This is a genomic window from Gemmatimonas sp. (assembly GCF_021298855.1).
Classification (GTDB): domain Bacteria; phylum Gemmatimonadota; class Gemmatimonadetes; order Gemmatimonadales; family Gemmatimonadaceae; genus Gemmatimonas.
Map to the genome: position 1 here is coordinate 187,483 of NZ_JAJTHI010000010.1, position 20,072 is coordinate 207,554.

A 20,072-nucleotide genomic window follows, 5' to 3' on the forward strand; every position below is an offset into this window, starting at 1 on the left:
CATGCCCAGCCTGCCCCCTTCGACCGTGTCTGCCGCCTCGTCGGCCTCCTCCGCACGCGCCGCACTCCTGGCCCGTCTGCTGGCCCCCGATCAAGTCATCGTGTTCGACGGCGCCATGGGGACCATGCTGTACGCCAAGGGGGTGTTCATCAACCAGTGTTACGATGAACTCGTCCTGCGTGCCCCTGACATGGTCCGCGAGATCCACGCGGCCTACGTCAAGGCCGGCGCCGAGGTCATCGAGACCAATACCTTTGGCGCCAACCATGCCAAGCTGGCCCACTATGGCCTCGAATCGCGGGTGGCGGAGATCAACCGGCGGGCGGCTGCCGTAGCGCGTGAGGCTGCCGGCGCGGACCGCCTGGTGGCGGGCGCTGTGGGTCCGTTGGGGGTACGGCTCGAACCCTACGGTCCAACCAGTCGCGAAGAGGCACGCGCGATGTTTCGGGAGCAAATGGAGGCGCTCGCGGAAGGTGGCGCTGACTGCTTCATCCTCGAGACCTTCGCCGATCTCGAGGAGCTCGAACAGGCCATTGGTGCCGCGCGTGACGTGAACGCGTCGATGCCCGTGATTGCCCAGGCCACCGTCGGCCCCGAGCTGCGCACGGCGTACGGGGCGTCACCGGAAGATGTCGCGCGTGTGCTCGACAAGTGGGGGGTGGATGTCATCGGGCTGAACTGCTCCGTGGGCCCGCAGACGATACTGGAGGCCATCGAGCGCATGGCCGTCGTGACGAGCAAGAAGCTCAGCGCCCAGCCGAACGCCGGCATGCCGCGTGAGGTGGGCGGCCGCAGCATGTACATGGCCAGCCCCGAGTACATGGCGACCTACGCGCGTCATCTCATCCAGGCTGGCGCGAAGATCGTGGGCGGCTGCTGCGGCACCACCCCCGAGCACATCAAAGCCATGGTCGAGGGGGTGCGGCCGCTGGCACCACGGTCCCGCGTGACCGTCAGCGTGCAGACCGGCACAAGCACGACCGCGGCGGAGATCAGCGGCCGGTCGCCGGCGCCGCTCGCGGCGCGCTCGCGTCTTGGCGCCAAGCTGGCCGCGGGGACCTTCGTCACCAGCGTCGAGATCGTGCCCCCCCGCGGGGTGGACACGGCCAAGCTGGAGCTCGACGCCAGGGCCTTGGCGCAGGCGGGGGTCGACGCCATCAACGTGCCCGATGGTCCGCGCGCGCAGAGCCGCATGGGCGCCATCGCCACGAGCCTCATCATCGAGCGGCACGGAATCGAGGCGGTCACCCACTACGCGTGTCGTGACCGCAACCTGCTCGGCATGCTGAGCGACCTGCTGGGCGCCTCCGCCCTCGGCCTACGGAACCTGTTGCTCGTCACGGGCGACCCGCCGAAGATGGGCCCGTATCCCGATGCGACGGCCGTCTTCGACATTGACGCCATCGGCCTCACCAACCTTGTGAGCCAGTTGAACCGTGGCCTCGACCCGGGACGCAATCCCATTGGCGAACCGACCCGCTTCGTGATTGGCGTTGGCGTCAATCCAGCCGCCATCGATCCGGAGCATGAGCTGCGCCGGTTTCACTGGAAGGTGGAAGCCGGAGCGGAGTACGCGATTACGCAACCCGTGTTCGATCCGGCGCAGCTCGAGTCTTTCCTGCGCCGGGTCGAAGGGCTGCGCATCCCGGTGATTGCGGGCATCTGGCCGCTCGTGAGCGCGCGCAACGCCGAGTTTCTGGCCAACGAGGTGCCGGGTGTCACGGTACCCGACGCCGTACTTGATCGCATGCGGCGCGCGAGCGCCGTGAGCAAGGAACACGCAGTGGCGGAAGGGATCGCAATTGCGCGGGAAATGCTGGCCGGCGTGCGCCATTCGGTGCAGGGCGTCCAGGTCTCGGCACCATTCGGGAAAGCCGAACTCGCGGTGGACGTCCTTGCCTAGCCAGCCACCTACGAAACGGACGCCAACGCGCATGACCGAACAGCGGCGGTCTCCGCGGCGGTGTTGCGCGTAATGCTGCTGCCGCTGATCCGTTTTCTGGCCGAGGGTGTGTTCGCCTCATCGCTGGCGGGCCGGGCTATTGCGTCCGTCGCGGGCGCGCGCGGGGCGATCTTCTTTCTGCATCGCTTCGACTGCTTTCCCGGGCAGGAAGCCGGGCACGACGTGGCGTCCGTCCGCGCCATCCTCGATGCCGTGCGGCGCGTGGGCATCGACATTGTCTCCGTGGACGAGGCCGTGCGACTCGCCACCGGCGGGCCTGCAGACCCGCGGACGCGCCCCTTTGTCGCCTTTTCCGTGGATGACTGCTACTGGGACTTCACCGCCATCGCTCTGCCGGTGTTCCAGGAGTTCGACGCCCCGGTGACCGGCTTCGTCTGCCCGGGACTCCTCGAGCAGAACGACTGGTTCTGGTGGGACAAGCTCTGGTATCTCACGTCGCGGGCCCGTCGCAGTGCGTCCCTCGAAGTCGCCGGGATCCAGTTCCGCGTGCATCCGCTGTCGGCCGCCGAGGGCGTGGAGGCACTCAACCGGCTCCGCGAAGGGCTCAAGACCATCAGTCACGACCAGCGGCTGCGCGCGGTAGCGTCCCTCGCCATCGAACTCGATATCGAGCTTCCGGCCTCACCGCCCGACGAGTTCAAGCTGGCCTCGTTCGAGACGCTGCGCGCGGCCGAGTCGCCGTTGGTCCGCTTCGGCGCCCACACCATGACCCATCCGGTGCTCGCCACGTGCAGCGATGCGGACGCGCGCTGGCAGATCGAGGAGTCGATTCGCCGGATACGCGAGGCTTTCGTGGCGCCATCGAACGTCTTCTGCTATCCCAACGGCACGCCGGTCGACTTCGGACCGCGCGAGATGCACATCCTCGATGGCTGTGATGTGATGGGTGCCGTCACCACGCTCAGCGGAGGCCTTCTTCCCGGCAGTCATGCCCGGGCGCGGCACGCGGTTCCGCGCTTCGCGATCGGCGAAGAGGCGCCGTTTGCGGTGCGACGCATCCTGCTCGGCCGCTGACGGCCCGCTCGCCGGCTGTCCTCAGGCGTTGACCTGCTCCAACACCGGCACCGCCGGCTTGAGCGGAGTGCGGCGCGCCCATTCGAGATGCAGATCCACCGTCCGTTGCTGGTGCACCGGGTCCGTGAGGATATGGTCGGCCCCGCGCAGGTGACACTCCCGCATGCAGCTGCCGAAGGGCACATCACGGAACGCGCGTCGGTGCTGTCCCTCGTGATTGTAGAATCCCAATCCGTCGGTGAACACGTACAGCATTTGCACCTGACGCGTGGCGAGGATGCGGAGCTCGGCGGCCAGCGCATCACGCGGCGGTATTTCCCGCACGTAGGCGGGCAACTCGAAGGCGTCCTCATCCGGCAGCGTGTCGTCACTCGTGGCTGTCGCGGCCCGGCGCGCGAGGCGCCGGCGAATGAGTTCGGGCCATGTACCGGGCGCGAGCAGCTTGGGGGCGTAGTTGTGCCACCAGAATCCCGGCGTGAGGTGCGTGCGCGCATCGATGGACGCCATCGCCATGACACGGGCATCGACCACGGCCGTCATGTGCGCGACGTCGGCCCCTGAGCAGAGCCCGGCAAGCTGGAATGTGTCCCATCCGCGCAAGGTGGCCAGGTGATCCATGGCCTCCCGGGTTTCCGCCACGGCGCTCTCCTCGAATCCGAGCGCATCACGGCGCACATCACTGTCGCCGAGGCCGCTCAGGTCGAAGCGCAAGGTGGGCACCCCTGCCGCTGCAAGCCGCCGTGCCAGCGTCACGTACAGTCGGCATGCCCCCACCTTGTGGAGAATGCCGGAGTTCAGAAGAATCACCGGCGCCGCGACCGGTGCCTCCCGACCATCGCCTGGTTCCGTCAGAATACCGTTCAGCGCTGCCGCCGTGCCAAACCGCACTACCTGCTCGACCATCGTCATCGTGCCCGGTTCTGGATCCAGTCCACGATGAACCGGATCGCGTTCTGGGGGATCATTGCCGACCCCCAATTATCCACCTCATCCCACCGCCCGGAAACGGGCACTACCGCGCGTTCCGCGGAAGGCGCGCCGTCTCCCTGCCATGGTCTCATGACCTCGTCGGTGCCGGGGCCGTCATCGGGGAGGACCACCAGCGTCTGCCCCCCGTGACGAAGAGGCCCCGGCAAACGCAGGGACATCAGCTCCTCACGAAGTGCGGTGCCGACGGGAAATCCCATGGCGTGCACCGTGCCGGACGACGGCACGCCGGACGGCGACACGCCGGACGGCGCACGCGCCGTTGCCCCGGATTCGCCATGGTGCGCCGACCCGACCAGCGAGCCTGCGTACGACGGCCCATCGACGACGGGATCCCAGAGCACCAGATGGGACAGGTCGTCGGCCTCCTGCGCCGCGAGCGCGGCGACGGTGGCACCCAGGCGGAGCCCCACCAGGGTGATCTCGGAGACATCGGCGGTATCGCGCAACTCCTCCATGGCGAGCCCGGTGTCAGCGACCGCCCCCTCGAGCGTGAAGGCGTCGCCCTCTCCCCACGAATCACCCGTGCCCCGATAGTCGAAGCGGAAGACATGGTAGCCGGCCTTGGCGAGCATGAGGGCCAGTTGGCGGAAGGCGCGATGCGACCGCATGTACTCCTGCCCGAACGGCGCACAGAGCACGATGCCGGTGCGACGGCCGGAACGCGCCTTGGGGGGATGGTAGACGCCGTACAGCGGGGCGTCGGAGGAGCCGAAGAACAGCGCGTTCACGCGGGCACCCCCTCGGCGCGACGGGCGCACTCCGCCGCGAGCTGTTCGAGTGTCTGCAGCACCATGTTGGCCTGGTTCAGTCTCACGCCCACCGCGCGCTCGAGGCGCGTGATGGCGCGTACGGCGAGCAGCGAGTGTCCGCCGATGTCGAAGAAGTTGTCGTAGACACTGATCTGCTCGACGCCGAGCACATCCCGCCAGACGGCGGCGAGGGCCCGCTCCATGTCGGTGCGCGGCGGCACCACATCGTCGTCGGCACCGAAAGGGTCGGGGAGGGCGTCGCGCCGAACCGTCCCGTTGTCTTCCACGGGCATGGCGTCGAGCAGCAGGAACATGGAGGGCACGAGATGTGGCGGCAGCGTTTTCTTGAGGGCGCGACGCAATTCCGACACGGTAGCCCGCGCCCCTGCCGAGAGCTGGACATACGCCACCAGCCGCACGCTGCCGGTGCGATCGACCCGCGGCACGACGGCCTGCTGCGCGACAGCCGGATGCTCAGCGAGCGTTGCCTCGATGCGGTCCACGGGCACCTGCGGCGCCACCGCGGGCGTCACCTCTCGCGGTGCTCGACGCGCCGGGACCTCGCGCAGCCGATGCAGCAGCCCCTCGAGCGGGAAGGGCGACACCAGCAGGTGGGGATGCACCGTCCCCAGCGACACACCGTGCAGGAACGCCGCACCACCCTCGCGCGGGGCGATGGCCTCCGCATACCACGACGGCTCATCCGCCTCGGGCGCTGCCGCCACCTCCCGGTCGAGATCGAGCGTGCTGCGCCGGCGTCGGCGACGCGTGGCGTCCGGCGCCATGAGCTGCGCCTGATCGCGCACCCGCGTCATGAGAAAGTCGCTGATCTCCACCAGGACACGACCGTCAGCGTCGGCCACCAGCACGTCGAATGAGGCCAGATCCGGATCGGCACTGACATCGGAGCGGAGCGTGACATGACTCCACAGGTGCGCGGTGAGCGGCGCGTGGCATCGGATCACGCCGTAGGACAACGGCACGAAGAAGTCCTGCGTGGCGTCGAACTGGTCGATCAGGCACTGCGCCCCAGCCGTCGCCATGTCCATGAGTGCCGGATGCAGCAGATACTCCCGCAAGTCGCCAACGTACGGACTCGGCAGCGCGAGCTCGAGCAGTGCTTGCCCGCGACCGGTGTAGAGCGACCGCACATTGTGCCAGCGGGGTCCGAACCGAAGGTGCGGGTCGTAGGTCACGGTGCGCGGCGTGAGCGCGCCGTTCCGGCGCAAGGCCTCGGGATCGCACGGCGTCCGGTCCTCCGCCGGGACGCACCGCGCGCTTCCCATGACGTGCTCCTCCCACTGGCCGCCGTCCTCTCCCGGCTCTACCCGGCCCGCAATCACGAACTGCGCCCGATCGTCACGGGCATCGATGGCGACGCGCAGTTCGCGCGGTGCATCCTCCGGCAGCACGAACGGCGCGAAGAAAGCGACATCACGAAGCTCGAGCACACGGCCGGCGCTCCAGGAGGCGAGTGCGGCGCGGGCGATCTCCAGGTATCCCGTGCCCGGGATCAGGGAGGTGCCGTTCGCGAGGCGATGCTCGGCCATGATCCAGTGTTGCGCCGGATCGAGTACAACGGAAAAGAGCGCGTCGGAACCGGTGCGCAACGTGCGCCCGAGCAAGGGATGGGGCATGGACGCCGGACCGGTACCACGCGTGCGTGCCACCATGCCGGTATCGCGCCATGCACTCCAGGCGAGGGAGATCACCGGCCAGCTGACCCGCGCGGCCTCGCGCGTACACCACGCGTCGAGATAGGCATTGGCCGCCGCATAATCTACCTGCCCGGGGAGGCCGGCCATGGCGCTCACGGAACTGCAGCAGAGGAAGAAGTCCCGCGGTGTCGCCTCGGGCTGGGCCGCGAACGCTTCCGCGAGCACCGGCACGGCCCGAAGCTTCGGAGCCATGATGGCCTGCATGTCGGCGACACTCTTGAGCGCCAACAGCCCATCCGCCAGCACGCCGGCGGCATGAATGACTCCGTGCACGGCGCCGAACTGCGCGATGACCGCCTGCATGGCATCTCGCACCTGCACCGGATCGGCGCAATCCACTTGGCGTACCTCGACGGACGCCCCCAACGCTTCCAGCGCCTGCATCGCCTCACGGGCGGCAAGGTGGGGCGTGCCGTCATCCGTCAGGACCCGGCGCGACCAGAGGGACAGACGGACACGCGCCCCGGTGGCAAGTGTCTTGGCCAGGGTGAGGCCGATGCCACCCAATCCACCGGTGATGACGTAGCAGCCCCCCTCCCGGGCGACGAGCGGAGCCACCTCAGTCGTGGCGTGCACGGCACGGAAGCTCCGGGCCCAGCGACGGCCGTGCCGGTACGCCACCACGGTGGCCGCTGACACCGCAGCGACTTCCGCGGCGAGCGCGCGCGCCAGTACGGGCGAGCCGTTGAGGGCCGTTGCGGCGTCGAGATCAACCAGCCGCGCCCGCAGCCCCTCGATTTCCGCGGGCAAGCCGAGCACCGGACCCACCGCCAGTGCGCCCATGGGATCATCGAGGTCACCGCCCGTCACGGCCACCGCGCCCCGGGTCACCACCCGCAACTCCAGCGCCCCGCACTCGACGCGCGACAACGCCTGTCCCAGTGCCGCCAAGGTATCGAACGCCGCCGATTCCATGTCCAGACTGCCAGACGCACTCGCCCACACATGGAGCAGATGCGACGGAGCGGCCTGCTGGCGCAATGCCTCCGCCAGCAAGGCTTCCCAGGCGCCGGCGCTGGTGCTTGCCAACGATACCGTAGCCATGCCGGTGAGATCGGCGAAGGGCGCGGGCTCGCCATGGCGCACGCGCACGACCGGGGTGCCGCCGGCAACAAGCAGGGCAACCGCCGCCTCGACGGCGGGCGGGAGGACATCACCCAGCACCCACAAGCGGGAAACCGCAGCCGACGCCTCGAACGGGACACGTTCCCATATCGGCTCGTGGAACCACTGGCGCGTGTCCGTGGCACGCTCGCCAGGCGCTCGCGCCGGGTCGCCGGTCGGCAGAGTTGCCTCCGCCTCTGGTGTCGCCGGTGTCGCGGTCTGCTGATCGGGATCGGCAGTGACCCAGTAACGCTGGCGCTCCCACGGATACGTGGGCAGCGGGACACGGCACCCCTGCGCCTCCCCAAGCTGCACTGGCCACCGCACCTCCACACCGTGACACCACAGCGACCCGACCGCACTGAGCAGCGACGGCAGCGCCTCCGATACCTGTGGATCGCTGGTCCCCGGCTGGGTGCTCAGCAGCAGATGCCCAGCACCACGTCCGGGATGCTGCTGCACGAGGTGGGTCATGGACCGCCCGGGGCCCACCTCGAGGACGATGGCCTCGGGATCGCGCAGGATCACGTCCAGTCCGGCCGCGTAATTCACCGTCTCCCGGAGATGACGGACCCAATAGCGCGGCGACGTGGCGTCGGCGGTGCTCATCCAGTCACCGCTGCGGTTGGAGACGAAGCGGATCTCCGGCGCCCCGAAGGTCAGGGTGCGCAGAAACTGCTCGAATTCGTCGAGAATCGGATCGAGCAGCATCGAGTGGGCCGCCACCGCGATGCGCACCCGGCGATACTCGAGCTCCGCTTCCGTCAAGCGCTGCTCGAGCTGCGCCAACCCACTCACGGGCCCCGAAGCCACGCACAACTCGGGCGCGTTGACGGCGGCAATCGACACGCCCTCGGGCAGCAACGGTGCCAGCTGCGCCGCCGCGACCGGAACCGACAGCATGCCGCCCGGCCGGACCTGCTCGAACAACCGGCCGCGCAAGGCTACGAGACGCACGACATCGGGCAGCGAGAAGACGCCGGCGAGATGTGCCGCCGCATACTCGCCCATGCTGTGGCCGATCATCGCCGTCGGGGTCACGCCCCACTGCATGAGGCGGCGGGCCAGCGCAATCTGCGTGATGAGGAGCGCCGGCAGTCCCACCGAAGGACGCTCGAGCACGTCGGCGGCATCGGCCGGCGCCGTCGGCGCGAGCAGCACGTGGCGAAGCTCGTCGGCGACGCCACGATCCAGGCTCTGGAGGGCCTCGTCGAAGACCTCGCGGAAGAGCGCGTCGTCGCGATAGAGGGCGCGTGCCATATCCGGGTGCTGTGCACCGCCCCCGGCGAACTGGAAGACGAGGGTGCGCCGCCGCCCGCTGGCGTGGCCTTGCCCCCGCCAACTGCTCTCGGTGTCTTCGAGGTGCGTGGCGGCACTCGCGGTATCGCGTGCCAGCACGAATGCCCGGTGCGGATGCGCGATGCGACCGATCTGCAGCGTATGGGCGACATCGGCCAACGACACCTCAGGATGCTCACGAAGGTGGTCGGCCAGATTGATCGCCATGGTGTCGCAGGCACTGGCACTGCGCGCCGAAAGCGGCAGCAGGCGCCAGCCCGGCAGGTCGGCACGCGGTGCGCGGACGGGCGGCTCCTCCAGCACGACGTGCGCGTTGGTTCCGCCGACCCCCAGACTACTGACCCCTGCTCGCCGGGGATGCCCGCGACGAGCCCACGCCGTGCGATCCGCCACCACGCGAAACGGCGTCCGGGCGAAATCGATGAGCGGATTGGGCGTGCGAAAATGCAGGGTGGACGGCAACGTCCCATGCTGCATGGCCAGCAGCACCTTGAGTACACCGGCGACGCCGGCTGCCGTGTCGAGATGGCCGATGTTCGACTTGACCGACCCGAGGCCGCAAAACCCCGTGGCGTCGGTGCTGCGGCGAAACGCCTGCGTCAGCGCTTCCACCTCGATGGGGTCCCCGACCCGCGTGCCGGTGCCGTGCGCTTCGACGTAATCGATGGTCTCGGCGGGCACGCCGGCGATGGCGATCGCTTCGGCAATCGCGTCGGCCTGGCCGTCCACACTGGGCGCCAGATACCCGATCTTGCCCGCCCCATCGTTGTTGATGGCCGATCCGCGGATCACGCCGAGGATGTGATCCCCCTCGGCCAGCGCGTCCGGCAGCCGCCGCAGGACCACCACCCCGGCACCGCTGCCGAAGACCGTCCCCGCCGAGTCGGCATCGAACGGCCGGCAATGCCCATCCGGCGATAGAATCTCGTTCTCCTTGAACACGTACCCGGCGGTGTTCGGCAGCTCGATGGTCACGCCACCGGCGAGCGCCACGTCCGTCTCCCCGGCCAGCAGCGCCTGGGCCGCCATGTGCATCGCGACGAGTGAGGTCGAGCAGGCCGTCTGCACATTGACGCTGGGCCCGTGCAGGTCGAGTTCGTAGGACACCCGCGTCGACAGGAAGTCCTTGTCGTTGCCGGTGTGGCGCAGCAGAAAGAGTCCGACATCGTCGCACAAGGCGCGATTGCGCAGCAGAACCTGCTGGAACCAGCTGCCCATCCCCACGCCCGCGAATACACCGATCCGCCCAGGCGCCTGATCGGGGGCAATGCCGGCGTTCTCCAGCGCTTCGTACGCGCACTCGAGAAAGAGCCGATGCTGGGGATCCATGATTGACGCGTCCTTCGGGCTGAACCCCCAGAAGCGGGCGTCCCACCACCCGATGTCGTCGAGTACGGCGGCGCGCGGCACGAAGTTGGGGGCGGAGCGAACCGATGCCGGCACGCCGGCCGCATCCAGCTCGTCGTCACGAAGCAGTCGAATGGCCTCGCGTCCTTCATGGAGCAGCAACCAGAACTCCTCGAGCGAGCGCGCGCCGGGAAGCCTCCCCGCCGCACCCACGATGGCAATCTCGGTTCCCTGCCAGGTCGCGTTCGTCAGATCGTTCATCGAATGTGGGCGCTGGCGCCCGGCATCAGTGGAGAAATCATCGGCCACGGCGCCCCAGACGCGTCTGGGCGAGTGCCAGGCGGCGCGCCGCGCGACTCTCAGCGGACCGTGCGCTGGCCTCTGCGCTGTCGTCGCCGGTGCCGTCGGCAGCCTCAGCCGCCGGCGCCTCGGGGACACGCGACGCCGTCTGCGCAGCGAGGGGAGCGAGGTGCGCCGCGATGGTGTGGACGGTGGCAAACCGGAACAGGTCCGTGACCGGGAACGACTGCCCCAGATGCGCCTGCAACCGCTGGTGCACCTGGACCACCAGCAGGGAGTGGCCGCCCAGATCGAAGAAGTTGTCATGCATGCCCGTGACCGGCAATCGCAGCACATCCTGCCAGACCCCGGCAATCGCCTGCTCGAGCTGCCGCACCGTGTCCGCAGAGACCGCGACGGCGGCCGCGCGAGGCGGGAGGCTCCGTGCCGCCGGCGTGCTGCTCGCCGCAGGCGCCGGGCGCGCCGTCGTTACCCCTTCGTCGGCCCGCGGAGCACTCGACAGCGCGGCGCGGTCGATCTTGAGATTCGGGGTCCGCGGCATGTCACGCAGCACCACGAACCGGGTGGGCACCATGAAGTCGGGCAGCACCTGCAACAGACGCCGCCGCAGCGCACCCGTGTCGATCGGGACCAGTTCGCGACGCGTCAGATACGCCACCAGGCGCGGATCGCCTTCGGCAACCTGTTCCGCGACCACTACCACCTCCTGCACCGCCGCGTCGTCGGCCAGCCGGGATTCAATCTCCCCGAGCTCGATCCGATACCCGCGAATCTTCACCTGATGGTCGAGCCGCCCGAGGAAGTACAACGCCCCGTCACGCCACTCCGCCAGATCTCCCGTCCGGTACCACCGCGTGCCGTCCGCATCGGAGACGAAGCGCTCCGTGGTGAGGTCTGGCCGGTCGAGATAGCCACGCGTCACGCCGCTGCCGCCAATCCACAGTTCACCCGGCACGCCCCGAGGGAGCAGGTGCCCCGTGCGTGGGTCGACGATTCGCAGCAGCGTATTCGCGATGGGGTGGCCGAGCGCGACCGGTCCGGTGTTGCTGGTCACCTGACCGACCGCCGACCAGACGGTGGTTTCGGTGGGACCGTACATGTTGAACACGGCCCGCGGGCCCGCCGCCAGCAAGTCCCTCGCCAGTGCTGGCGAGAGCGCTTCGCCACCCACACACAGCACCTCCAACCGCCCGAGCGCCTCCCGGTGCCCCGGCGTCTCCAGCATGAGGCGCGCCATGGACGGGGTGCACTGGAAGTGGGTCACGCCGTGCCGCGCAATGAGCGTGGCCAGGTCGCTCTCCGGTGCAGTCTGGCGCGTCGTTCCCGGGAATTGGCGGACCGCCTGCGTCTTCAACGCCGCGAGATGCCTGAGGTGTTCAAGGACCAGATCCGTCGGTAGCCCGAAATCCACCAGACAGGCGATTTCGTCCACGTCGCAGCCTCGAATGCGTCCCACCATGGCCATGGCACTCTCGGCGGTACCGAACAGCGCGCTGGTGGTGAAGTACCGCTCGAACGAGAACTCGAGCAGCGCGTTCATTTCCTCGTCGTTGAGTGCCGCGAAGTCCACATCGCTCCCGTCGGAGCCGGGTCGCTGTCGCAGGGTGGGGAACACGCCCGCATACTGCTTGATGAGATTCACTGAGGTGCGCAGGTAGGCGATCATGGAATCGCGTACGGTTTCGCGCACCTGCTCTTCGTCGTCACCGATGAACGTGTGCACCATGAGCGTGACGCGCCCCACCCCCGCATGACCTGCCGCCCGCCAGGCCGCGCGATAGGCCGCAATCTTGGGGGCGAGTTCCTCCAGCGACTGCCCAAGCAGATGCGTCAGCAGGTTGGCACCGGCGCGACCCGCCTGCGCGAAGGTCTCGGGGTTGCCGGCGGTCGTCACCCACAGCGGCAGTCGCGGTTGCACCGGCCGCGGCAGCGTGCGGACTTCCACCGGGCCGCGCGGCCCCGGAAAAGTGACCGCTTCACCACGCCACAGCCGCTGCACCAGCTCGATGTCGCGAAACATGTTCTGCTTCGCGTCGGCATACGCCTCGGGACGAAACACGAAATCGTTGGGCTGCCACCCCGGGGCAATCGACACCCCGACGCGCCCACCCGACAGGTTGTCCACGACCGCCCAGTCTTCGGCAACACGCGCGGGATGATGCAACGGCAGTACACAGCTCCCCGCGCGAATCCCCACCTGCGTGGTGATGGCCGCAATGGCGGCACTCGTGACGACCGGATTCGGGTAGAGCCCGCCAAAGGCGTGAAAATGCCGTTCCGGCGTCCACACGGCTTCGAACCCATTGGCGTCGGCGAACCGCGCCCCGTCCATGAGCAGCCGGTACTTCTCACGACCGTCACCCTGTTCATCGGCCGAAAAGTAGAACAGGGAGAACCCGAGACCGCCGGCAATGGCAGGCGTGGCCGCGGCCGCACCAGGGCGGTCGGGAGCCACGACCACGGTGAAGCCACGCGACAGGGTCCAGAACAGTTCGAGGACCGAGATGTCGAAGGACACACTGGTGACCGCGAGCCACACCCCCGGCGCGGTCCGCAACGCGCGATCCATTCCCGCGAAGAAGTTGCTCACCTGCCGGTGCTCGACCATGACGCCCTTGGGGCGACCGGTGGATCCCGACGTGTAGATCACATAGGCGAGGTGCTCGGGGCGCACGTCATCGCGCAGGACGGCCCCAGGCAATGGGCCGAGCGCCTCCACATGGAGGCGCGTCAGCGACGACAGCTCACCGGGCAGCGTCAACTCGGCCTGCGTCAGGAGAATGCGAGCGCCGCAATCCTCCAGCATGAGCCGACGTCGCTCGGCCGGATAGTGCGGATCGATCGGCACGTACGCGGCACCGGCGCGCAGGACGCCGAGCAGCGCCACCACCAGATCCATCGAACGTTCGGCCATCACGGCCACGCGCTCATCCGGGCGCACACCACGCGCCTGCAGATGGCACGCCACGATATCGGCACGCGCCTGCAACTCGGCAAACGTGAGAGACTGGTCACCGAAGTGGAGCGCCACGCGATCCGGGGACTGCGTTACCTGTTGGCGAATGGCGTCGGCGATCGTGCAAGGCTCGGCCTCGTCCGTCGGGCCGCGTCCCCAGGCGTTGATCTGGTTGCGCTCGCGTTCGGTGAGAATGGACAGCTCGCCGACGGGGGCACTCGCGTCGCCGCGCCACTGCCCAGCCAACGCCACCAGCCGGTCGTGCCACTGCAGGAGATCGTCCACGGACCAGTAGCCCGTCGGTGACGCCCAGCGGGCGGCCGAGCCATCGGCGGCAACCTGGACCACGAGGCTGGCCCCTGCCGGCGGTGTCGGCCACTCGCCGTCTGCAAGGCGTTGCACCACCACGTCACAGGACCGCTCGCTGCCGCCAAGCGCGGGGTAGCGGGCAAAGATCGACCGCTGATGCGGGCCGATCCGCTCCGCGCGCGCGCACCGTGCCATGAGGGAGGCGAGAGCGTCGGAGACCGACAGCGTGCCATCCACACCAATCTCAAGCGGCACCGTGGGCGCGAGCAGGTCGATACCGGCGCGCGCATCATGCGCCAGCGTCGTGGACGTGTATCCGAGCCAGCTTCCCGACGTCGCCCCGCGTGCCAGCAGGAGCATGACCATGGCCACGAGCTGCTCATCAGCCGCCGGAAGCCCCAGTACGGCAGTTTCCGTGGCCTGCTGCGTGCCGTGCCCGCCGGACAGCGCCACTGGCTGATACGCTTCCCAACTCCGCACCCAGTCCGCCTCGTGCATCGCACTTCGCGCAAACACGGCCGGGGTGGCGGGCAACGCCGGAACTGGGGGCAGCAGATCGCCCGCCGCCAGCCCGGCCTCGGCGCACCACGCATCTGCGCGGATGGCACGACCGTCGAGATGATGCAGATCCGACAACATCACGGCACGGTCGGCCACGCGCAGCACCAGCGAAGCGCCGTGCACCGCCACGATCTGCCCGGGCACGCTGTCCGCCTCGGTGGCCACCGGCTGCACGGCCTTCACCATGACCGGCGCGCCCAGCCAGACCCACGGCAAGACGAATGGATTCGGATACGCCCCTGTATCCGCCGCCCGCAGCGCCCGCTCCCAATCCCCTGCCGACTGCTCCGGGCGCAAGCGACCCAGATCCTGCGGCCGATCGGCGCGTCCGTGATGCGTGACGGGATCCGGGACTTCCGCCGGGGACGCGTCGGCCGCGCCCTGTTCAAGCCGCGTCACGAGCTCGGCGAAGGCATCCAGCGCTGCGGCCCAGCAGCGTGCGTTGAGCGTGAGCGCCGTGTCGGTCTCCTCAATGGGGAAGTCGCGACGCACGAGCACCGCTCCACCATCGAGCACCGCGGTCATCCGGTGCCACACCACCCCGTGGGTACGCTCGCCGTTGTGGAGGGCCCACGCCGCCGCCTGCAATCCGCCGTATCGGGGGAGCGGACCATCGTGGAAGTTCACGGCGCCACAGGCAGCTCGGCCAAGAACGCGCTCCGGAATGGGCTGCAGGTGCGTGATGGAGAGCAGCCAATCGAAGGCGAGCGTTTCGGACGCGGTCTCCAGATCCGCCACGGCGAACACCGGGAGGCCAATCTTGCCCGCCCACGCGCGCACGGCCGCAGCGTCGCTGACCACACCCGACACGTGCCAGTGTCGCGCCCGCAGGGCTTCGCCGCATTGAATGACCAACGATTCGCTGCCGATCAGCAGAGCACGCATGGATGGGATCGGTGTGTTTCAGGCAAAGCAGCCCAGGGGTCCTGGCCCCGCCGGACATCGGGCAGGGGCACGCAGTAAGACGAATGAACCCATCCGAAGCATACAAGCACGCCCCCCCTCACGTCCTGCCCCCCGGGGGCGGACCATCCCGGCACTGCTGGTGCGGTTATTCGATGCGGGTCACGCGCAACCGGGTGGTGCTGCGCGCGTCCGTCTGCAGCATCGCCCGCTGCGTCCCCACGCCCACGCCGTCGAGTACGGCGAACGCCGCGGAGAAGCCCCGCACCGTCCCGGCATATTCCCAGGTGCCCGCCTCGAGAACGGTCGTGCGCAGCGGTGCACCGCGGAACACGGTGGGGAACATGGCGGCCAACCCCTCCCAGACACTCCCGCTGTCCCAACTGCGCAGCGCGGCCGCCCCGCGGCGCGTGTCCGCGTCGACCTGATCAGCCATCCACTGGTCGAGCATATCGGCGGGAGACTTCCCGGAAAGACTGGCGAGCGCCCCAAGGCCCAGGCCGGCATCTCCTCGCACCAGGGCGCGGATGAGACGGCTTTCGTCCCCGTGCGTCGCGTCCAGCACCGAACGCACGAGTGACCATCCACTGGCATAGGGGGTGGCATCGCTGGGGGACACCGATCCGAGCGGCGACAGGGCTGCGGGATTGCGCAGAAACTGGTGCAGGACGGCGAAATGCTTGTACATCACCAGCGGGCGGTCGTCACACCAGACGAGTTCGCAGTGCACACTCGAGGCAAAGGAGGTACGCCCCAGCCACTGGCCCCCGCCGCGGAAGGTGCGCGAGTACAGTTCTTCCGCCAGACGGGCCGTGGCTTCTTCCAGCCATGGCTCTTCGAAGTCCCGACCGCGGGACAGACGCTCCGCAAAGCTGGCCAGGTGCTTCGTTTCGTGGACCAGCGTGGAGCGCAGGGCGCGCAGCCAGTCCGCCGGGGATTCCCCGTTGCCGGGCACCCGGATGTACATCACTTCATCGGCGCTGCTGCCGCTCATGATGCTGCGCGGGTACAGGTTGCACGCGTTCACGAATGCCGCGGTGCCCGGCATGACCGTATTCACCACCGGGGTGAAGAGCAGGGTCACGCGGCCATCGCCGTCGAGCAGGGCGTTCCGCGCCAAGGGGTTGCCCAGGTGCTGCTGCACCAGCGGCAGCATCACGCGCTCGTACTCTTCGCCAAGGCGTGCGAACCAGCCGTCCATGTGCCCCGCCGTTGGCGCCGCGACATCTTCCAACAGCACGGCACTGGCACCTGCGTACACCACGCGCGCCTGTACGGGCCGGGAGGCGGCGCAGCTCCCCGTCGCCACGCGCTGATTCGCGACATCACCCACCTGCCAGCGCACTGCGGAACGTGCCGCCGTACCCTGGGAAGCGGTGCCGACAGGGGGCGCGGCGAGCGACGGCTGCGTGGCCATGCGCGCCAGGAACGCCTGTGCATCCAGCCTCGCCAGATGCTGCGCCACGGCTTCATGCTCGACAGGCGCGTATCCCCAAGGGCGGGCAGACGCCGCGGCGGGCGCCGGATCAGCGGGACGGGCGGTTGCCGCGCGCATGCGCTGTACGGAGCCATCCGCGATGACGGCCCCCCGGCGTTCGGCGAGTGCCCCTCGCCCGACGCCGGCAAGCGTGAAGCCCGACAGGTGCTCGACGTTGGCGACCGTGTTCATGACCGTGAAAACGAATCGTGCCGAGTCATCTGCCGACCCGACCAGATCGAGACACTGCGCGTCGCCAACCGACGGGGCCACGATGGAACCGCCAACAGGGAGCTCCACGCGAAGAGCGGGGGCCACGGCGACATTGCCGTGGAATGCCCACCCCGGCCCCTTCACCGTGATCGCTGCCGTCGACACTCGACAGGAGGCCGACGTGCTGGGCATCCGCATCCACACGCGGTCGCCCGCGATGGAGTCCACCGGGACTGGCGCCCCGTCAATGGTGGCCCGGAACGCTGCAGCCGTGGACAGCAGTCGCTCGCCACGAAACGCCAAGACCGCTCCGAACTGCACGCTGTCGGTTGCCAGCTGCAACGATCGAACACCGCCTGCCGGTGTTGCCGGTTCCTCGGTTGGCGCCTGTAGAGTGTTATCGTTGCACCCCTGCAACACCCCCAAGAGCGATGCCAGCAACGCGATCCGGGAGAGTGGGAGCCCCCGACCGGCGTATCGGCGATAAACGCTTGTGGTGAAGTGACTTGGCATGTCTTCCGGCGACCGTTACCGACGTGGCGTGTTCGTCACACGGCGGTATCGAGGGGCAACTCGCGTGCCGGTATCGGCCATGCCCGTCGCCGAAGAGCGGTCACCTTTCTCCCGCCTCATCACCACCTTAGATCATTAGGGTGCACCGTCTCGTGCGTCCTCCCCGCCCATTCCGTCACCCCCCATGAGTCCCACCGCCGCCGAATCCGCCCATCTCCCGCTGACCATCCTGTCCGAAGAGGAGGAGCTCTTCCGTGCCGCCGTGGCCGAGCTGGCGCACTCTGACGTCGCGCCGCGCGTACGGGCCATGGAAGAGGCAGGCAAGGTCGATCCCGCACTGACCGCCAAGTTCTTCGAGCTCGGACTCATGGGCATCGCACTGCCCGAGCAGTACGGCGGCGCTGGCGGGTCGCTCATGATGGTCACCCTCGCCGTGGAAGAGCTGAGCAAGGTGGACGCTTCGGCGGCGATTCAGGTGGATGTCCAGAACACGCTCGTCAACTATCCGCTGCACCGGTACGGCAATGCGGAGCAGCGCGCGCGCATCCTGCCGCGCATGACGGCCGACACGATCGGCGCCTACGCCCTCTCCGAACCCGGCTCGGGCTCGGACGCGTTTGGCCTCGCGACCCGCGCCACGCGGGCCGACGGCGGATGGACGCTCGATGGCAGCAAGGCGTGGATCACCAATGGTGGGGAAGCCAGCGTGTTCGTCGTGTTTGCCAACACCCGCCCCGATATGGGCTACAAGGGCATCACGGCGTTCATCGTGGAGAAGGGCACGCCCGGCTTTTCGGTGGGCAAGAAGGAAGACAAGCTCGGCATTCGCGCCTCCAGCACCACGAGCCTGCACTTCGAGAACGTCTTCGTATCCGACGCGAACGTGCTTGGCGAGGTCGGTGCGGGGTACAAGATCGCCATCGAAACGCTCAACGAGGGGCGCATCGGCATCGGAGCGCAGATGCTGGGGGTGGCCCAGGGCGCCCTGCAGGCGGCCATCGCGCATTTGAAGGAACGCAAACAGTTCGGCAAGGCGCTGGCGGAGTTCCAGGGGATCCAGTTCCAGGTCGCGCAGGCCGCCACCGAACTCGAAGCCGCGCGCCTCATGGTCTACAACGCGGCACGCCTCAAGGACGCGGGCCGCGACATCGCGCGCGAGGGCGCCATGGCCAAGCTGTACGCCTCCCAGATGTGTGAGCGCGTGACGAGCCTCTGCGTGGAGCTGTTCGGTGGCTACGGCTACACGCGCGAGTACCCGGCGGAAAAGTTCTACCGCGACGCCAAGATCGGCACCATTTACGAAGGCACGAGCAACATGCAGCTGCAGACCATCGCCAAGGCCGTCCTGCGGTAGCCGGCGTCGGCCGTTTCGCCATGCGTTCACGCCAGGCATCGGCGGCGCTGCTGCTTGGCGCCGTTGGTGTGATCGCCATGGCCACGCTGGTACCGGCCGGTGGTGTGCCCGCGACGCGCGTGCCACCTGCGTGGTGTCTGGTGTGCGGCCCCGCGTGGCTCGCTGACGCCGTCGCGAACGTTGTCCTGTTCCTGCCGCTGGGCGCCGCCATGTACGTGGGACGGCGGGGGGTCCGCGCCGCAGGGGTCGTTGGTCTGACCGTCTCGCTGGCCGTCGAGCTGGTGCAATGGAGCGGTTGGCTCGGGTCGCGCTCACCAGCCATCGCCGACGTGGCGACGAACACCATCGGTACCCTCGTCGGGTGGGCCACGATGCCCGCGGCGCGCGCCGTTCGCGGGTCGGCTGGCGCATCGGCCCGCCGTCTCGCCAATGCCTGGGGCGGCATGGTGGTGCTCGTGCTCGTTGGCACGAGCCTGTTGCTGCAGCCCGCCGTTCCCCGGAACGCCGCCGGCGAGACGATCACGCGCCCCAGCCGGTTCAGCTACTCGCCGGCGTTCGGCTATTTCGGCGGCGAGATCCGCGCGGTCTCGTTCAACGGCCAACCCATCCCGCATCCGGGCTACGGTCCGCTGGTGCGGGAGGCCATGGCCCTCGGCGACACGTTCCGTCTCGAGCTGCAGCTTCGCCGACTCGAGCCCACCATGACGCGGCGATCGATCGTGTTCGTGCACGCGGCCGGCGACAGCACGCCCGTGCTGATGCTGGCGCAACATGGCTCACGCGTGGAACTGCGGCAGCGGACCAACGCCGAGGCAGCCGGATTCACCCCCCTCGTGCTGGTCCACGAAACCGGCGTATGGAGTCCCGACGAGCCGGTGCGCATCGCGGCGACGAGTTCGTCACGAACGATGGCGATCACGACGCTGCGGAATGGTCGCGCCACCTCGAGCCAATGGTCAGTGACCCCGCTGGTGGGGTGGGCCCTGTGGCAATCCATGATCGGTCCGGGGCACGGCGGCGCGCGCCTCGTGCACGGAGGTTGGATCGTCGTGCTCTTCCTGCCTTTGGGGTGGCTGGTCACGGGGACCCGACCGGGACGCCCCGTGATCGGCTTCGACAGCTCGCTGCTCTGGCCCACCACACTGGCCCTGACGCTGCTGCTGCTGCCGGTCGCCTTCGGCAATCCTCCCGTGCGTCTCGTCGACTGGCTGCTGGTGATCGGGTCTTACGGCACCGGGACGTTACTTCGTCGCGACAACGCGACCCGCCAGTCCGCCGGTCAGGCCGCATAGATTTGCTCCG

Annotated in this window: 9 protein-coding genes; 4 read left to right on the forward strand and 5 right to left on the reverse strand. The window is 68.7% G+C overall.

What is annotated here, in order from left to right:
- The first annotated feature begins 25 nt into the window (after positions 1-25).
- Positions 26-1,903: a bifunctional homocysteine S-methyltransferase/methylenetetrahydrofolate reductase gene (locus tag LW840_RS04850; RefSeq protein WP_291276513.1), complete on the forward strand. Its 1,878-nt coding sequence runs from the start codon at positions 26-28 to the stop codon at positions 1,901-1,903.
- Positions 1,904-1,975: 72 nt separating this feature from the next.
- Positions 1,976-2,977: a polysaccharide deacetylase family protein gene (locus tag LW840_RS04855; RefSeq protein ID WP_291276514.1), complete on the forward strand. Its 1,002-nt coding sequence runs from the start codon at positions 1,976-1,978 to the stop codon at positions 2,975-2,977.
- Between the two features lie 21 nt (positions 2,978-2,998).
- Here LW840_RS04855 and LW840_RS04860 read toward each other — a convergent pair whose 3' ends face one another.
- The 5 genes from LW840_RS04860 to LW840_RS04880 all read right to left on the reverse strand — a co-directional run bounded on the left by LW840_RS04860 (position 2,999) and on the right by LW840_RS04880 (position 17,245).
- Complete coding sequence (locus tag LW840_RS04860) at positions 2,999-3,880, reverse strand: hypothetical protein (protein WP_291276515.1); 882 nt, start codon at positions 3,878-3,880, stop codon at positions 2,999-3,001.
- A gap of 2 nt (positions 3,881-3,882) precedes the next feature.
- On the reverse strand, positions 3,883-4,695 hold the full coding sequence (locus LW840_RS04865) for an alpha/beta fold hydrolase (RefSeq protein WP_291276516.1): 813 nt from the start codon (positions 4,693-4,695) through the stop codon (positions 3,883-3,885).
- Entirely contained in the window at positions 4,692-10,445 is a 5,754-nt protein-coding gene (locus LW840_RS04870; protein WP_291276517.1) for a type I polyketide synthase, read from the reverse strand. The genes LW840_RS04865 and LW840_RS04870 overlap by 4 nt, the downstream gene beginning before the upstream one ends.
- 37 nt (positions 10,446-10,482) lie before the next feature.
- On the reverse strand, positions 10,483-15,195 hold the full coding sequence (locus LW840_RS04875) for a MupA/Atu3671 family FMN-dependent luciferase-like monooxygenase (protein ID WP_291276518.1): 4,713 nt from the start codon (positions 15,193-15,195) through the stop codon (positions 10,483-10,485).
- 166 nt (positions 15,196-15,361) lie between these two features.
- Positions 15,362-17,245 (reverse strand): hypothetical protein, encoded by a 1,884-nt coding sequence (locus tag LW840_RS04880; RefSeq protein ID WP_291276519.1) that lies wholly within the window; start codon positions 17,243-17,245, stop codon positions 15,362-15,364.
- Between the two features lie 355 nt (positions 17,246-17,600).
- Here LW840_RS04880 and LW840_RS04885 point away from each other — a divergent pair, with 355 nt between their 5' ends.
- On the forward strand, positions 17,601-18,770 hold the full coding sequence (locus LW840_RS04885; protein WP_291268007.1) for an acyl-CoA dehydrogenase family protein: 1,170 nt from the start codon (positions 17,601-17,603) through the stop codon (positions 18,768-18,770).
- A gap of 20 nt (positions 18,771-18,790) precedes the next feature.
- Positions 18,791-20,062: a VanZ family protein gene (locus LW840_RS04890; RefSeq protein WP_291276520.1), complete on the forward strand. Its 1,272-nt coding sequence runs from the start codon at positions 18,791-18,793 to the stop codon at positions 20,060-20,062.
- The last annotated feature ends 10 nt before the right edge of the window (positions 20,063-20,072 follow it).